The sequence below is a fragment of the Bacillus sp. 37MA genome (genome assembly GCF_000372765.1).
In the GTDB taxonomy this organism is placed as follows: domain Bacteria; phylum Bacillota; class Bacilli; order Bacillales; family Domibacillaceae; genus Domibacillus; species Domibacillus aminovorans.
In genome coordinates, this window is sequence record NZ_KB889752.1 from 867489 (window position 1) to 883194 (window position 15706).

The 15706-nt window shown below is 37.9% G+C and carries 15 protein-coding genes, 3 tRNA genes, 2 pseudogenes and 2 other annotated features; of the genes and pseudogenes, 17 read left to right on the forward strand and 3 right to left on the reverse strand.

What is annotated here, in order from left to right; genetic code table 11:
- Nucleotides 1-271: 271 nt before the first annotated feature.
- Together A3M5_RS22265 and A3M5_RS0104790 are read left to right on the forward strand one after the other, a co-directional pair.
- Nucleotides 272-1369: pseudogene (locus A3M5_RS22265) on the forward strand (GerAB/ArcD/ProY family transporter).
- A gap of 294 nt (nt 1370-1663) precedes the next feature.
- On the forward strand, nt 1664-2284 hold the full coding sequence (locus tag A3M5_RS0104790) for an NAD(P)-dependent oxidoreductase (protein ID WP_018392627.1): 621 nt from the start codon (nt 1664-1666) through the stop codon (nt 2282-2284).
- Between the two features lie 203 nt (nt 2285-2487).
- Here A3M5_RS0104790 and A3M5_RS24365 read toward each other — a convergent pair whose 3' ends face one another.
- Nucleotides 2488-2592: a YjcZ family sporulation protein gene (locus A3M5_RS24365; RefSeq protein ID WP_018392628.1), complete on the reverse strand. Its 105-nt coding sequence runs from the start codon at nt 2590-2592 to the stop codon at nt 2488-2490.
- A gap of 786 nt (nt 2593-3378) precedes the next feature.
- Here A3M5_RS24365 and A3M5_RS23640 point away from each other — a divergent pair.
- From A3M5_RS23640 to A3M5_RS25975, 5 genes are all read left to right on the forward strand, one after another.
- Nucleotides 3379-4245, forward strand: coding sequence for a PfkB family carbohydrate kinase (locus A3M5_RS23640; protein ID WP_018392629.1), 867 nt, complete (start codon nt 3379-3381; stop codon nt 4243-4245).
- 403 nt (nt 4246-4648) lie between these two features.
- Nucleotides 4649-4777, forward strand: a complete 129-nt coding sequence (locus tag A3M5_RS26375; protein ID WP_269765877.1) for a hypothetical protein — start codon at nt 4649-4651, stop codon at nt 4775-4777.
- Nucleotides 4778-4824: 47 nt separating this feature from the next.
- Nucleotides 4825-5097 (forward strand): DnaB-like helicase N-terminal domain-containing protein, encoded by a 273-nt coding sequence (locus A3M5_RS0104805; protein ID WP_231373214.1) that lies wholly within the window; start codon nt 4825-4827, stop codon nt 5095-5097.
- A 75-nt stretch (nt 5098-5172) separates the two neighbouring features.
- Nucleotides 5173-5706 (forward strand): hypothetical protein, encoded by a 534-nt coding sequence (locus A3M5_RS0104810; protein ID WP_018392631.1) that lies wholly within the window; start codon nt 5173-5175, stop codon nt 5704-5706.
- Between the two features lie 150 nt (nt 5707-5856).
- Nucleotides 5857-6015: a hypothetical protein gene (locus A3M5_RS25975; RefSeq protein ID WP_227431920.1), complete on the forward strand. Its 159-nt coding sequence runs from the start codon at nt 5857-5859 to the stop codon at nt 6013-6015.
- A gap of 241 nt (nt 6016-6256) precedes the next feature.
- Here the strand turns inward: A3M5_RS25975 and A3M5_RS25980 are convergent.
- Nucleotides 6257-6358: pseudogene (locus A3M5_RS25980) on the reverse strand (YjcZ family sporulation protein); the annotation flags it as partial.
- Nucleotides 6359-6493: 135 nt separating this feature from the next.
- Here A3M5_RS25980 and A3M5_RS26380 point away from each other — a divergent pair.
- Nucleotides 6494-6622: a hypothetical protein gene (locus A3M5_RS26380; protein ID WP_018392634.1), complete on the forward strand. Its 129-nt coding sequence runs from the start codon at nt 6494-6496 to the stop codon at nt 6620-6622.
- 297 nt (nt 6623-6919) lie between these two features.
- Here the strand turns inward: A3M5_RS26380 and A3M5_RS24370 are convergent, their stop codons facing one another.
- The gene (locus A3M5_RS24370; protein WP_018392635.1) at nt 6920-7090 is read right to left on the reverse strand and encodes an aspartyl-phosphate phosphatase Spo0E family protein; all 171 of its coding nucleotides are present in this window, start codon (nt 7088-7090) and stop codon (nt 6920-6922) included.
- Between the two features lie 1327 nt (nt 7091-8417).
- On the opposite strand from A3M5_RS24370, the gene A3M5_RS0104860 reads away from it, so the two are divergent.
- From A3M5_RS0104860 to A3M5_RS0104905, 9 genes are all read left to right on the forward strand, one after another.
- The gene (locus A3M5_RS0104860; protein ID WP_018392641.1) at nt 8418-8615 is read left to right on the forward strand and encodes an XtrA/YqaO family protein; all 198 of its coding nucleotides are present in this window, start codon (nt 8418-8420) and stop codon (nt 8613-8615) included.
- 94 nt (nt 8616-8709) lie between these two features.
- Nucleotides 8710-9048: a nucleotide pyrophosphohydrolase gene (locus A3M5_RS0104865; protein ID WP_018392642.1), complete on the forward strand. Its 339-nt coding sequence runs from the start codon at nt 8710-8712 to the stop codon at nt 9046-9048.
- Nucleotides 9049-10496: 1448 nt separating this feature from the next.
- A complete protein-coding gene (locus A3M5_RS26385; RefSeq protein ID WP_018392644.1) occupies nt 10497-10622 on the forward strand; it encodes a hypothetical protein in 126 nt (41 codons plus the stop codon).
- A gap of 51 nt (nt 10623-10673) precedes the next feature.
- Nucleotides 10674-11393 (forward strand): DUF421 domain-containing protein, encoded by a 720-nt coding sequence (locus tag A3M5_RS0104880; protein ID WP_018392645.1) that lies wholly within the window; start codon nt 10674-10676, stop codon nt 11391-11393.
- A gap of 408 nt (nt 11394-11801) precedes the next feature.
- Nucleotides 11802-12692: an acyl-ACP desaturase gene (locus A3M5_RS0104885; protein WP_018392646.1), complete on the forward strand. Its 891-nt coding sequence runs from the start codon at nt 11802-11804 to the stop codon at nt 12690-12692.
- Between the two features lie 29 nt (nt 12693-12721).
- Nucleotides 12722-12976, forward strand: coding sequence for a hypothetical protein (locus tag A3M5_RS0104890; RefSeq protein ID WP_018392647.1), 255 nt, complete (start codon nt 12722-12724; stop codon nt 12974-12976).
- A gap of 791 nt (nt 12977-13767) precedes the next feature.
- Nucleotides 13768-13851: transfer RNA gene (locus tag A3M5_RS0104895), tRNA-Tyr, on the forward strand.
- A 17-nt stretch (nt 13852-13868) separates the two neighbouring features.
- Nucleotides 13869-13944, forward strand: a tRNA-His gene (locus tag A3M5_RS0104900).
- 16 nt (nt 13945-13960) lie between these two features.
- Nucleotides 13961-14035 (forward strand) — tRNA-Gln (locus A3M5_RS0104905).
- Nucleotides 14036-14498: 463 nt separating this feature from the next.
- Nucleotides 14499-15382 (forward strand) — a sequence feature (16S ribosomal RNA rRNA prediction is too short).
- 72 nt (nt 15383-15454) lie between these two features.
- Nucleotides 15455-15706: a sequence feature (16S ribosomal RNA rRNA prediction is too short), on the forward strand.

Sequence of the window (15706 nt, forward strand, 5' to 3'; positions counted from 1 at the left end):
TAAGTAGACGGGCTACATATTTTTTCCGGGAGAATTAGATAGTAATTTAGAATATACTACAAAAAACAATCGTCCCTGCCTGTTTAAACAACCAATATGTATAAGGAAGGAAGTACTCGGATGGAATGTGTGAAAAAAGAAAGAAAGGTAAGTTAATATGATGCTTTTCATTCTTCAAGCAAAAGAAAAACAGAAGGAATCAACAGCAGCTAAGGATTAGTCAACAACTCACTTCATACAACGTTGAAAAAGGAAGGAGAGTGATCATATTATGGAAAAAGCAAAAATTAGTGCTTATCAGCTATTCACACTCATCCTTTTATTTGAATTTGGTAGTGCCTTGGTGCTTCCGCTTGCCAGTGAAGCGAAACAAGACGCTTGACTGGCGATTCTCATCGCAATGGCCGGCGGTTTTTGCCTATTTTTCATTCATTACGCCCTTTACCGCTACTATCCGGATCTTCCACCGACGGAATATATGCAAATTTTACTAGGATCCGTTTTAGGAAAAATACTCGCCTTCTTTTTCGTTCTCTATTTTGTGTATGTAGCCGCAGGCATATTGCGCGCTTTTGGGGAAATGCTGGTCACCGTGGCTTACCCGGCAACGCCTATATTTATCATCAATGCTCTGTTCATTCTGGTGATTGTTTATATGGTTGATAAAGGGATTGAAGTCATCTCCCGAACAAGTGAAGTGTTGTTTGTCGCCATGTTTCTGCTTCTTTTGAGCGGCTTCATTTTAATAATGATTTCAGGAATTATTCATATTGAAAACTTAAAACCGGTACTGGAAGAAGGACTTTCGCCGATTATCAAAACCGCTTTCACAGAAACACTGTACTTTCCATTTGGACAAATCATCGTCTTTGCGATAATTTTGCCTTATGTCAAAGAACGTGAAAAAGTGAAACGCACCGGATTATGGGCCATGGGCATGAGTGGCCTCATATTGGCACTTTTCGCAGCGGGTAACATAAGTGCTCTTGGCGTTGATCTTACTTCCCATGCACAATTTCCTCTTCTAGCGACGATCCAATCGATTGAAGTAGCCGGGTTTTTAGAGCGTTTAGATATTTACTTTATCCTTTTTGTAATCATCACTGGTTTTGTTAAAATAAGTATATTTTTTTATGTGGCGTTGTTGTCAGTGTCCCGTCTATTTCAGGTGAAGCACCCTTCCCGTCTTGCTTATCCGATGGGCATTGTCGTTTTACTTGTATCCATGGCCATGGCAAGCAATTATACGGAATATACTCAAGAATGGACGAAGATTTTCTCGCCGTATGTCGATCCCTCGTTTCAAGTCATCATTCCGATCTTTCTTCTGATCATTGCTTTTTTCAAAAACAGAAAGAAAGCAGGATAGAAAGAATAAGATCACTTTTATCGTTTATTCGTCATCGTCATTTGGTATGTTACGGATACTCCAGAGTTACTATAAAAGGAATATATGAAATATACCGGTAGAGATCCCCACTACATACATTAGAATAGATTAAAAGATAAACGTATATGGTTAAAGTAAAAAGGAGAGATCCGAAAACTGAAATAAAAATTGTAGAAGAATAAGGTGAAGTTGCTTCGAAAAAGATAATGTATTAGTTATTCTATACTAGCTCCCAAATTAATATATACTGTTTTTAGAAAGAGGGTGCTTCTCATGAAAATTTTAATCTTAGGTGCAACAGGCCGAGTTGGAAGCCAAGTGGTTTCATATGCCCTGCGTGATGGACATCATGTTACTTCATTAGTTCGTACTCCAGATAACATTCAAATTATGGATAAAAAATTAACTGTTATTCAAGGTAACGTCTTGAACAAAAATGACATTGAATGTGTGATGTCTGAGATTGATATAGTCATTAGCGCATTAAATACTGATGGTACCAATACTTTATCAGAAAGTATGCCATTAATTATTGAAGCGATGAAAAAAGAAAATATAAAACGGATAATAACTGTTGGTACAGCTGGTATCCTACAAAGTCGAACAACTCCTGATTTACTCCGTTATCAGTCAAGTGAGTCAAAACGTAAGTCAACACGTGCAGCCAAAGAACATCATAGAGTTTATGATATTCTCACTCACTCAGAATTAGAATGGACTATTGTTTGCCCTACGTATTTACCCGACGGAGAATGTACCAATATGTACCGTGTTGAACATAATTTTTTGCCTGAAGGTGGAACGGTAATATCTGTTGCAGACACCGCAAAATTTACATATCAACAGATTAAAAGTACAAAATATTTAAAATCTCGTGTCGGCATCGCGTACTAATATGACTTATTATGAAATTTTGCCCAAGTAGAACAAGAAACACAAAAATGATCAAACTTTATTCTGAAGCAACAAAGAAAACAAATACAAAAACGGCTGTAGTTCATACAGCCGTTTAAAGAGTGGTGGATAGAAAACATGAGCAGAAACCAGAGCCACTGAATACTGACTAAAAAAGCGTTCCAAAAACTAGATATTGGGGTTTAGTACCCTCCTCCGTAAAAAGAAGCTCCAACAATGATTAAGAGAATGAACAACACCACAATTAAAACAAAGCTAGAACCGTAGCTGCCACCTGAGTAACTCATAATACACTTCACCTCCTTTTAATACAGTGTATGAAAAACTCCATTGTCTGGTTGGACAAAGAGCTATAAATAAAGAAAAATAAAAGAGAAAATAAAAGTGATCAAAGAACAGCTGCTTAAACGAGAAGAATGAGAAAAAACTGTATCAGTTATTATGCTGATACGGCTTTTTTACTATGTGAGTAAATGTTTTGGGCGGAGTTTTGAAGCTTTAGATTAAGGCTCTGTTAGTGAATCGTGTTAATTTCCTTATTGAACTAACGAAGTAGGTTAGCATAAGAAGAGTTTTCCATTTTATTTCCAAATAAATAGTGTTGAATGAGATGATTTTACAAGAGATTGTGCAGAACATAGGGGGAATATATTGTTAAATATAATTAAAATTATCTTAGCAATCCTTTGCATTTATCCTTTTAAATCAGGGAAAAACCTCTATCATTTTATTGAAGTAAAGTGACTTTTCCATTACACTAGTTTTATTACATCACGTGAACTATTCACCGCTTAGCTAACGCTTGAAGTGGGAGCTTCTCAATTCCACGGCGAAAGTAACCATTCATCTCTTTGAGCGTTATTTCAGATAGTTCCTACCCTAGATGTCCGTCGTTTGCAGATTTCTTCAGATTATGAGGGCAAATGATTTTAACGATCTCGCAAGACTACTATTGGAGAAAACATACAAGATTTGTTATGTTTGCCGAGAAAGTCCGTTTTCAGAAACGATTGCAAATGGGATTAAAGAATATTTTTCTAAGTAAGTAGATATTGTAAGGGGAGAAAATTGATATGGTTCAAGGAGTATTTACTGGAATAACGGGCTTAGATATTGCATTCTATCAGAATGAGTTCCCGAAAGAAAACTTTAAAAGTAAAACGAATGATTATCAAACATTTATTGGTGGACCTGCTGCAAACGCAGCGATTACATACGCTATTTTAGGTGGTAATGCTACGCTCATAACTTGCCTTGGCGATACAACCATTGCTAAAGCAATTAAGTCTGAATTATTCGATGTTTACAATGTCACTGTAATTGATATGGCAGCCGGTTCTAACCTTTTGCCTAGTTTATCAAGTGTGTTAGTTAATATAGAAAAAGCAACTCGTACCATTTGGAGTGGGCAACAACAATTTTCTATTCATAAAGAAACTAGTTATGAAAAGTTAATTAATGAAGCGAGCTTCTGTTTTTCGGATTGTAATCTTCCTGAAGTATCCATCGATTTTTTGAAAAAATCTAAAGCATTAAACAAAAAAATTATTTTAGATTCTGGTTCATGGAAACCGCATTTCCCTGAATGTCTAAAACTGGCAGATGAAGTTATTGCATCGGTAAACTGTCAGCCGCGGGAAAGTGATCTACTCACATTTTTGGAAAATACACCTGTCAATAATATAGCGATTACAGACGGTGAAAATGATACATTATGGTTTGAAAAATCGAATAGTGGAGTTATTAAAGTGCCGAAAGTTCAAGCGGTCGATTCATTAGCCGCTGGAGATGTATTACACGGTGCGTATTGCTACTATCGTTATCATGAGGGATTATCGTTTGTAAGTGCATTGGAAAAAGCTACAATAGTAGCCTCAGAAAGTGTAAAATATTACGGCGCTCGTGAAGGTGTCTATCATGTTGTAGAGCAAACAAAATAAGATACAACATCATAGTAAGAAGCCTAACAAAAGCCATTCATTGTCATTAAAAAGATCTTCAATGGCTTTTAAGTTATATAATATTTCCAATTAATAAATTTTGTAGTTTATTAAAGTTACGGAGAACAGTATCATAAATAACGGTAAATCAAAGAAAAAGTCCCGCTGGAGGAATAACGAATCCAGCGGGATTTTTAGTTGCTTTCTTTAGAAGGCAATCGAATATGAAAATAATAAATACACGCCGTAGCGTGTTTATTTATTCAGTCCCTGTTTTTTGATAAAATCCCAAATTCGCCGCATTTCCTCCAGCTGCCGATTGCGGAAATATCGGTTTATGAAGCACCGGAAAATGAGCATCTGGAGAAGGTAAAGCAGTTGGAACGTGAAGGGGCTGAACGGATTGAGAGAGATAAACACCGACCTAAATCACCAAACCCTTTCGCTTGACGTTTATCAGTCAACAGAGGTAGAAGGCACAGCAATCGGCTCTTCTTCCTTGAACCAGATCTGGCATATGAAACGATTTTAACCGTCGGGCATTTTACGCTATCACCCAACCGAATCATTTTTCATGCAGTGAAAAAGCTGACCGAATCCAATACACCAGTCGATGTCATGACCGTTACTCAGGAGCTTGTAAATACGGATCAAATTGAAAATATTGGCGGCACAACTTATCTTGGTCAATTGGCTGGATCGGTACCGACAACGGCGAACTTTCCGTTTTACCAAGCAATTCTGATTGATCAGTACAAAAAGCGCTTGATGACACGAGCAGTCACAGACTACCTGGCAAATCCGACAGAAGAATCCGCTGAGAAAATGTATAGCACATTTATTGAGGCGTAGGAGATCGGGCAGGAAGTGACAGTCATAGAATACAAATGGGGTGAATGGAACAGAAAACGATAAAAGGTGATTGTCATGCTGCAAGGCACGTGCATCAATAATGACATTTTACCGGCAGGAGAAGCATTTTACTTATTTCCGGCTAATGATGATTATGTGTACGTTTCAAGATTCCCGCGAAAAAGCGCGCATTCTGATTGTTTTGAAAAGAAGTACTTTCAGATCAAGGAAGAAATAAAGCCGATATCATGGCCGCCAGAACCGCCAGAACCGCCAGAACCGCTAGAACCGCCAAAACGAGCGGTGGAAATGGGATTAAACGAGGTATATGCCGCAAAGCTCATATGGTGTTGGGAAGCATCTAAAGATCGGATGGATAAAGAATATTACGTTATTGTCCGAGGATCCGGTATTCATGTTGATTACTATCCTAATCCAGAACTAGAAGAACTACTCGGTAGCTTGCCTGTGCATTGCTTTGAGAAATTTAGACGCAATGAAGCTGTCACGTTTATGGCAAGCGAAGAAAGCGTATCAGAACAGGCTCCAGAAGCAGTGAAATTCGATGAAGAATCATCGCAGTTTATCGAACAGCTCAGCTTATTTTAAGAGAGGGATGGCATGATGAACATTGGCGATTGGGTTTTAGCAGCGTCTGGCCAGAGTAGGTACATCAGCTATATTGATCATTTTTTGAAGGATACTACCACCGCATACGTAATAAAAGTGGCCAGAGTTATAGACGGGGAGCCCGAATGGATGGAACCCACCCTGGCTATCGTCTCACTAAGATCGATATCTGTGATGAATAATACGCTCGCAAAAGAAGACTATCAGGCAATGATCGATTTAGCGATCATGACTGCAGATAAGGAATGGTTCTTTGAGTTAAGAGAAAGGATGATGCGGGATGCGTAAAACGTTCACAAATATTGAATGAAAAAAGCGGCTGTATTTACTATATACAGCCGCACAACATTATATTGGTGGTTACAGCAGGGTGAGAAGATAAGAGCTAGACTAATTTAAAAGGGTCTTACGGATAATGGCTTGGTACCTAGCAGCATCAGCCGCCGAAACTGGCGTTGTTGAAACCAGCGTTGTTGAAACCGCCGCCGTATCCGCCAACGTCGTATCCGCCGCCGTATCCGCCACCCATGTAAGATGCTCCAATGATGATTAAAAGAATGAATAAGACAACAACTAGCGCAAAGCCTGATCCATATCCAGATCCAGAGTCATTACAGTTTTCGGAACTCATAATTATCACCTCTTTGTTGATTATAGTATGAAAAAATTCAATGGAATCTTGTGCAAAAGGTCATATAAAAATAAAAAACGTTATCTGCAGCGAGGACGAGGGTAACAATTCGTCAGATAACCGAGGGGAATTGACATGTATTTTGTAATTGTTCCAGGTGGATTTGGTGCATACAGCATCGAAAGTTTTGAATGGTTAGATGAAGCGAAAGATTGGGTGGAAGAGCTCGTTGAAGCAGGTCATAGAACAGCACGGTTAGCGTAGGAAATCCCAATGAAAATCAAAGTAAAAGTGGAAATTTAAACAAAAAAACAGTCAGGTTAATACCTAACTGTAAAAGAATTGGAATGTCGAGGATTGACATAAAGCAGTAACAGTATGCCCGTATCAGAAAAGTTTATGCAAAGAGGAACTATTTTATATTTTGCAATAAAAAAATAGCCAGGTTGCCCTGACTAAAACGAGTGGAAGGAACTTACTTATGAGAAAACCTAACACAATAACAGTTTAACCAATCTAGAGACACTTATACAAAAAATGATATTTATTCGCGATAGATTTTTAAAGTCTGCTTTGCAATTGAAATTGGAGAATTAATTTGTCCAGTTCTTCGCTATATTTAAGGGTTTCGATATCTGTAAATCCCTTTTTTAAACCAGAGGCTATCATTAACTCGCGAATATCGTTAATTTGGGTGGATAAGTCATCTAAATTTAATTGAGTGGATGACATGACATTTCTCCTGATAAATATTGTTTTATTAAGTTTAAAATATAACGAAAAGCATCATAAAATATTCTGGAGAGAAATACAAGATATTCGACAAAAGTTCCAGAAATATTACATTCTTGCAGGGGTAAAGAAAATATAAAAGGCTAGGACTCTGCCCAACCGTTGAATATTGCTTGTAACTCTAATTTAACAGACTGGGGACATCCTGTGGAATGAAGATTGACCATGAAAAGATGATAGCCGAAATAGATCTAATGAGTAACAAAACAATGTACGTGGTGAAGGACGGTCAGCTGATTCCGCATGAGCTACCGGATTAAGGTGAAACAGTCGTCATTACGATGGGTGGCAAGGTGGACCGTCTGGAGACTACGCAGAAACGGAAAATTTAATGAATACTAGACCGAAACTATTAGGGAGTGAATAACGTAATTACATGTAAAGATTGTGAAGGCTTCACTGAGGGTGGTAAGGACAGAGAAGTTATTTGTGTAAGATGTAAACTTGGACGATTTTAGTAAACAGTTCGATCATATTGCTGCATAAAACAGCCCGGTTGCCTCGACTTTAAAAAACGGACTAATAAAAGTTTATACAAAATAATCAAACCGTATCCATCCAGCAGACAAATAAAGAAAGGGATGACCACTGAGGTATCCCATTCCAATGCAAGACTATTCAATAGAGAACGGCTTTACTCACATGTTTATTGACAATTTAAACATTGTAATTCAGTACGCCGATAAAGTTGGCCGATTACGAAAAGATGCTGGAATGTCACTGGAAGCATACAAAGAAAATTATGAGAAATGGAAAAAAAAGCAGGAATTTGTATTAAAGCCTTAGAAGAATTATAACGAAATGGTGGCTTATTATTCAGAAAAAGAGCGGGCTTTAAATCCCGATAAAGTTGGTCATGTGACGGTGGAAGCATTAAACACCTTAGAAAAATAATGATAAGCAGTTCGGCTAAACTGTGCATTAGGGAGGGTGACATAATAAATTTAGATAAGAAACATCAGATGAATGTTCTAACTCGCTTACGCCAATTATTTTGTGACCATAAAGACTATAGTAAGGTAGCTTTTAGTAAAGGCCTTAATCGTAAGGAAGGCTATGAATTGGTTGTTTACGAGTGTTTAGAATGCAGACATTGTTATACGCAGTGGGATAAAGAAGAGGATTGGTAAGCAATTCGATGATAAAACGTAAAAACTAAATAACCAACGTCCCAACGGAAAAACCGACGGACATCAAACTTTAGAGTAGGTTTACATCTACTTTAGAGCTTGGTGTCCTTTTTTATTGAGAAAAGAAGGAGATAATGATGAAATTACAAGATATTGTGATAGATCCTAGTACTATGCGACTAGAATTGGATATAATGGAATTGAATAATAAAGCCATTGTCATCTGTGATGGCAAGGTGAAAATTGCTGACCTGCCGCAGCATGGTGAGACAAAGATTATTACGTATCAGGGGAAAGTGAAACGTGTTAAATGGGATCAGGGAGAGGAATGCTAAAGGAAGGCCAGAATATTCGAAAAGAACTATGGGAGTCGAACTAATAAAATTTCAATAATTAATAAACGCAGCGATAAGAAAAGAAAGAGGGATTATGAATAAGATGGAAAACTTAATTAAGGAAATTTTAAAATTTAGAGATGAACGAAACTGGGAACAGTTTCACAATCCTAAAGATCTGGCTATATCTCTTTCTATAGAAGCGAGTGAGTTATTAGAGAATTTCCAATGGAGAACAAACGAAGAAGCAGCGTCCGAGAAAAAAGATGATATTAAAGACGAGCTTGCGGATGTCATGATTTATTCCTTGTTATTAGCTCATCAACTAGGAATCGACCCGGGAGACGCAATAACGCAAAAGATTAAGAAAAACGAAAAGAAATATCCAGTTGAAAAAGCTTTTAACTCAAAGAAAAAATATACTGATTTATAGAAAGAGAGGGAAAAAATGCTTTATTACTTTACTGCTAGTGATAAACAAGCTCAAGTCCATTTTTTAGAGAAATACAGTAGAGGAATTGACCTCGATTATTTGTATTATGAGTATGCTATTAAATAGGTCAATATCGTAAAGCAGATCGGTTTTATCAGACGGGAAATGAAAGTGACCCCCGCTAATATACCGCCTTATCATGGCCAAACCTATTCCGGGGCTAATCCTGCGGAATAGGCCGCTATATGGAACGCTGAGAAGGAGCAAGAACTTGAGCACTTAGAAAACAATTTAGATCGAGCATTAAATCGTCTTTCCAGAATCGAGCGGGCACTCACTGTTATTCGTGGGTGTTTTTTCATTGCCTAAAATAAAAACCCTATCAGATGACAGGGTTAAAGAAGAATCCTTTAAGGAATTTATAAGCAGGCAGGTATCTTTAAAATTATTTCTTGTTGGCTAGACTAGTTAATTCACTAATCGTTACGCCATTAGAAACTGTTTTTATAAATCCAACATTTTGAGCGTAGTAAGTTGTATAGCCATCACTCGAATTTACAGTAATTACATTTTTAAAGGTTCCCGCTGGAGTAGTTAAGGTACCGTTTACAGCTGTTATCTTCTTTTTGTGATACAGCTGCCGTATATGTGAGAAGGTAAATAAAAAGGTGGATATGAACACAAACAGGCGCTATCCTTGCGGTGGCGTTTTTTGATAATCATTAGAAAAATATCTCTATTATCAATATAATAATTGGCAAAGAGGTGGTATTTATGAACAAGTTACTGATATTTCATCGGGCATCCTGAATATAATAGCTTGGGCGATTGGTGAAACAATTATCTCAAAAATTACACAGCTGGAAATATTATGTGTAGATGTAAATAAAGGTTTGATAAATGAATTTGTCCCAGTCAATCTATGGCTTTTTTCATATGATAAAAATATAAGTAGTACGAAGAGCAAAATGGTCACTTGCGAGATTTTACTAAAACCTTTTAAAAGAAGAGAGGTGATGAAGAATGTCGTTTTATCCTCCAAATCCCGGTCCTAGACCATACCGGCCTTATCCTAGACAAATGTCCCACCCGCCTAGGTATTATCCGTCCGGTCTATATCCTAGACAGCGCCAATACGAGTATAACGGGCAACGATCTCCTAGTATGTGGAACAATCTAAATCAGGTTATGAAACATGTAGGGAATGTATCAAATGGAATCAATATGTTAAGACAGGCTGGTTCTTTCATGTCATTCTTTAATAATGGTAGATGATATAAAACAAGGACATCCTTGACTCCAGGGAATGTCCTTGTACAGTCTGTAGACAAAGTTTTTATTTTGAAGACGATGTCTGCAGGCTTTTTTGTATAATAAAAACAACAAGATCTTGTGGGGGGATTTGTATAGGCTGGAGGATCACCGAAATTAAATGGAGGTATCAGCTCGTGCCGAACGATCATTTAGTCCGTAAAAACAAGGCGGCCATTAATTTTGACTTTATTTATCCACTCGTTGAGGAAGTGTCGATCCAGTTATTCTCATTCGTTTTGCGGAACTCTCTTTTTCAATGAATAGTATTTCTTAAATATAGAAATGATATTCATTGAAAGGTGGGATATGAATTGGACGTTACAGAAGTAATCATTAGAATTTTATTATCATTCGTACTCTTATTATGTCTAACTAGGCTTATGGAAAGAAAAGAAATTGCACAAATGACTTTTTTCAACTTTGCTTCTGCTATTGCCATAGGTTCCATAGCTGGGAACCTTGTATTCAATTCACAATTAAGCATTCGTAATGGTGTTATTTCACTAATCGGATGGGGCTTACTTACCTTTTTCACGGGATGGATTGTTATCAAATCTAAAAAGGCACGAAAAATCATTGATGGAGAGCCATTAATCATCATAAAAAACGGTAAGATTATGGAAAAACCACTTCGTAAAGCTAGTTTAGATTTAGATACTCTAAATGCCTTGCTAAGAGAAAAAAATATATTTTCAATCAGAGATGTGGAATATGTTATTTTTGAAATCAATGGAAAAATTTCAGTTGTGAAAAAAGATCAAAAACAGCCTGTAACAAAAGGTGATTTGAATATTGAAAATCATCATAAGGCTATTCTCCCTACAATAACTGAAGTTGTGTCAGATGGAATTATTAACACACCAAACTTATTGAAACTGAACCTAGACACAGCCTGGCTGAAACGACAATTACAACAGGCTGGAGTAAAAACGATTTCAGATGTCTTTTATGCAGAAATCCAATCAGATGGTACTCTTTTTATAGACTATAAAGATGATGTAAATAGAGCAAGTGAGTTGTACTCTGAATAATGAAGAGTTAAAAAAGTCTCTATTTGGGGTACAGTTCAAAACAGCCTAAGAAATAATTTAAATAGCCTTTGGTCTTATTGTGCTAACGGGTGCGATGCTTAAATAAGGCATCGCCTGTTTTGTTTGATTAACGTAGAAGATTGTGAAGTATTGTACTTAAAGTAACGGGTGCGTTAATATAAGAAAGTCCAGTAGAAAATTTTTTCCGTTTGATTGTGAAAAAAGAAAAGCAAAAACAAAAAGGAAGGGAAACGAGCTATTTGAAAAAAGTTCGTTGAAGAGACAAAAGACTGCAGCTATTGCCAGCAGAGGGACAAAGCAACGGATGTTGCTGAAGTATTTTCCATCTTACATTCAACTTTAATGATTTAAAGTTAGACAGCAAAAAAACCTTAAGGAGAAAAGATAATGTTAAATTCTGATTTGGATATACGCTTAGAACCGCGCATTAAAGAATTATATCAATTACATAAGGAACGTTCTGCAAATATTGACTGGAGCTATCACGAATTTATTCCATGGGACAAGGCCATGTCCTTTAAACGAGTTCCTTGGGATGAGAGTCAAGTAACTCTTCCAGAAGGTGTAATTGTAGCGATAGAAACAGCGTTACTTACAGAAGTAAATTTACCTTGGTATACTTCGCATTTGGATTATACATTTAAAAATTCAATGGAAGTAATAAATGATTTCGTACGCACTTGGACGGCTGAAGAAGACCAGCACTCTAACTTACTTGAAACGTATTTATTGGTGACACGAAACGTAAATCCTACAAGGTTGCATGAATTAAGAAGACGAGTAGTTGAAAGCGGTTGGTTTCCAGACTTCACTAACCCTCTAGCAACAATGGCCTATACTTCATTGCAAGAGTTAGCCACACTAGTTTTTTATAATAATGTAGCTAAAATAGCGAGTCCGCACGACAAAGAGTTAGCAACAATACTTCGACGTTTAGCGAAAGACGAAGCACTTCATTATGCATTCTATCGTGACACAGTAAAAGCACATCTTGAACTTGATCCGAATTTCATTGTTTATTTTGAGAATGTAATTATTAATTTCTCTATGCCAGGCGCCGTTATGCCAGACTTTAACGATAGAATGAAAACCATTGCAATAGATGCGAATTATGGCCCACTACAATATTTTGACCAAGTATTAGATGTAATTGTGTCTTATTGGGATATAGCCAACTTACAACCTACTAGCGAAGATGCCAAACAATCACAAGCGAATATATTGAAATATCATGGCCGTTTAAAAAGAATTAGAGATCGCCATCTAGTAAAAAAATAAAAGGTAGATGTAAGAAAGGATTTTTTATAATGAAAGCAACTTGCGAATTATGTGAAAAAGAAACGAAAGATAAAGTAAGTTATTTAGAACTTGAAACGTGGGAATTTGATTTTTTAAAGAAAGAGAAAAAAGATTTTTACTCTATTTGTTTCGATTGTTTTGACAAACATACCAATAATTTTATTGACAAAGAAATGGATCTTGAATTGAGAAAAAAACGTTCTCTCTCGGTAAATAAAGAGATCCAAGAAGAAATCGAGGCTATTCTTGAAATCGAAAGTTAATTCTAGTTGCAAATTACTAAACTTGGAAAAAATATAAAATAATAATTTGACCAGTTTCCAAGGAGGAAATTGTTTTTTTGTCCTCTAGGAGTAAGTATACAAAGGGCTAGACCAATTATAATTCAGTTCTTCATTTTTCATAACCTACCATGGATTAACCGATGAATACCGTGGTTACTTAACTCCATTTCAGCAGCTATCAGGATTCCATAGCACAATAACAAAAAGCCAGTTTTTCTAGTTTGCGGAAAACTGGCTTTTTATTTATTATATATTGAACTAATCGTTTGTGAAGAAATATACTTAAACTAACGGGTGCGTTAGTTAAACAAGCCTTACCAAACAAAGACCGTTTATTGAGGTCTTTTTCTTTTGATTAAAAATCCAACAACAAAGTTTAACAGAGCCTAAAATCAAGAAATTGAATGAGCTATAAGGAAGAGAAAAATCAAGATGGTTTAAAACACTTTTAATCATATTCTTACAAATTATAATTGGGTGTGCTTTTATTTATTACGTATTATTCAAGAGTGAATCAACATGAAAAAGTAAAATGTATTGAGTAGAAGCACTTCATTATTGCTTTTATTTGTATTTGTTTAAAAAATTATTGACTTTTAAATTTAAAAAATGATATTATTTCAAAGCTGTCGTTTAAATAAATTATTCCGCAGTAGCTCAGTGGTAGAGCAATCGGCTGTTAACCGATCGGTCGCAAGTTCGAGTCCATTCAGGCCCATTTTTTTTGCTTTAGTTTAGTGCTGCATTTTTTTGAGCAGTCTTTTTTATATGGAGGGGTAGCGAAGTGGCTAAACGCGGCGGACTGTAAATCCGCTCCTTCGGGTTCGACAGTTCGAATCTGTCCCCCTCCACCATTATTCTTTATAGAGTGGCGGTCGTGGCGAAGTGGTGAACGCATCGGATTGTGGCTCCGACATTCGGGGGTTCGATTCCCCTCGATCGCCCCATATTTTTATTTTTTATTGGGCTATAGCCAAGCGGTAAGGCAACGGACTTTGACTCCGTCACGCGCTGGTTCGAATCCAGCTAGCCCAGCCATTTTTTGCAGAAACATTCAGTGATCGCCCATACTTGTAAGGGCCAGAATAGTTTTGTTCGATTTCAAAGGAATCATTCACTTATTTCTATTTAAAGAATGTCGTATGAATCGTCGATATCTTTATGTTAGAGTGAAAGAAAATTCGTTTTTTTGGTAAATAAATCTTTTGTTGAAATCATATTGATTATCCACTCTATAACATGTTATATTATTCATCCGCCATTAATAAATGCGGCATTCAATTTTTAAAGAGAGACAAAGATAGTAGCTTTCTAGTGAATAATTATTTTCCAAGAATAATTATCTTCGAAAAGTATTTGACTTTCAGTTTTAATGGTGGTATTATTATCTAGCTGTCGTTGATGGCGGTGAATGAAATTGATCTTTGAAAACTGAACAAAATAAACGCCAACGTTAATTTTTACTATGTTTTATTTATGAGCAAGTCAAACACTTTTTGGAGAGTTTGATCCTGGCTCAGGACGAACGCTGGCGGCGTGCCTAATACATGCAAGTCGAGCGGACTTGACGGAGCTTGCTCCGTTCAAGTTAGCGGCGGACGGGTGAGTAACACGTGGGCAACCTGCCCTGCAGATTGGGATAACTCCGGGAAACCGGGGCTAATACCGAATAATATCGAAGATTTCATGATCTTCTTTTGAAAGATGGCATCTCGCTGTCACTGCAGGATGGGCCCGCGGCGCATTAGCTAGTTGGTGAGGTAACGGCTCACCAAGGCAACGATGCGTAGCCGACCTGAGAGGGTGATCGGCCACACTGGGACTGAGACACGGCCCAGACTCCTACGGGAGGCAGCAGTAGGGAATCTTCCGCAATGGACGAAAGTCTGACGGAGCAACGCCGCGTGAGTGATGAAGGTTTTCGGATCGTAAAACTCTGTTGTCAGGGAAGAACACGTACGGGAGTAACTGTCCGTACCTTGACGGTACCTGACCAGAAAGCCACGGCTAACTACGTGCCAGCAGCCGCGGTAATACGTAGGTGGCAAGCGTTGTCCGGAATTATTGGGCGTAAAGCGCGCGCAGGCGGTCTTTTAAGTCTGATGTGAAAGCCCACGGCTCAACCGTGGAAGGTCATTGGAAACTGGAAGACTTGAGTGCAGAAGAGAAGAGCGGAATTCCACGTGTAGCGGTGAAATGCGTAGAGATGTGGAGGAACACCAGTGGCGAAGGCGGCTCTTTGGTCTGTAACTGACGCTGAGGCGCGAAAGCGTGGGGAGCAAACAGGATTAGATACCCTGGTAGTCCACGCCGTAAACGATGAGTGCTAAGTGTTGGGGGGTTTCCGCCCCTCAGTGCTGCAGCTAACGCATTAAGCACTCCGCCTGGGGAGTACGGCCGCAAGGCTGAAACTCAAAGGAATTGACGGGGGCCCGCACAAGCGGTGGAGCATGTGGTTTAATTCGAAGCAACGCGAAGAACCTTACCAGGTCTTGACATCCCGCTGACCGGTATAGAGATATACTTTTCCCTTCGGGGACAGCGGTGACAGGTGGTGCATGGTTGTCGTCAGCTCGTGTCGTGAGATGTTGGGTTAAGTCCCGCAACGAGCGCAACCCTTGATCTTAGTTGCCAGCATTTAGTTGGGCACTCTAAGGTGACTGCCGGTGACAAACCGGAGGAAGGTGGGGATGACGTCAAATCATCATG

Excerpts from the sequence above, each read along its gene's own strand:
- A3M5_RS0104790 (WP_018392627.1), top strand. The coding sequence starts at position 1,664 with ATGAAAATTTTAATCTTAGGTGCAACAGGCCGAGTTGGAAGCCAAGTG.
- A3M5_RS24365 (WP_018392628.1), bottom strand. The coding sequence starts at position 2,592 with ATGAGTTACTCAGGTGGCAGCTACGGTTCTAGCTTTGTTTTAATTGTG.
- A3M5_RS23640 (WP_018392629.1), top strand. The coding sequence starts at position 3,379 with ATGGTTCAAGGAGTATTTACTGGAATAACGGGCTTAGATATTGCATTC.
- A3M5_RS0104810 (WP_018392631.1), top strand. The coding sequence starts at position 5,173 with ATGCTGCAAGGCACGTGCATCAATAATGACATTTTACCGGCAGGAGAA.
- A3M5_RS25975 (WP_227431920.1), top strand. The coding sequence starts at position 5,857 with ATGGAACCCACCCTGGCTATCGTCTCACTAAGATCGATATCTGTGATG.
- A3M5_RS26380 (WP_018392634.1), top strand. The coding sequence starts at position 6,494 with ATGTATTTTGTAATTGTTCCAGGTGGATTTGGTGCATACAGCATCGAA.
- A3M5_RS24370 (WP_018392635.1), bottom strand. The coding sequence starts at position 7,090 with ATGTCATCCACTCAATTAAATTTAGATGACTTATCCACCCAAATTAAC.
- A3M5_RS0104860 (WP_018392641.1), top strand. The coding sequence starts at position 8,418 with ATGAAATTACAAGATATTGTGATAGATCCTAGTACTATGCGACTAGAA.
- A3M5_RS0104865 (WP_018392642.1), top strand. The coding sequence starts at position 8,710 with ATGAATAAGATGGAAAACTTAATTAAGGAAATTTTAAAATTTAGAGAT.
- A3M5_RS0104885 (WP_018392646.1), top strand. The coding sequence starts at position 11,802 with ATGTTAAATTCTGATTTGGATATACGCTTAGAACCGCGCATTAAAGAA.
- A3M5_RS0104890 (WP_018392647.1), top strand. The coding sequence starts at position 12,722 with ATGAAAGCAACTTGCGAATTATGTGAAAAAGAAACGAAAGATAAAGTA.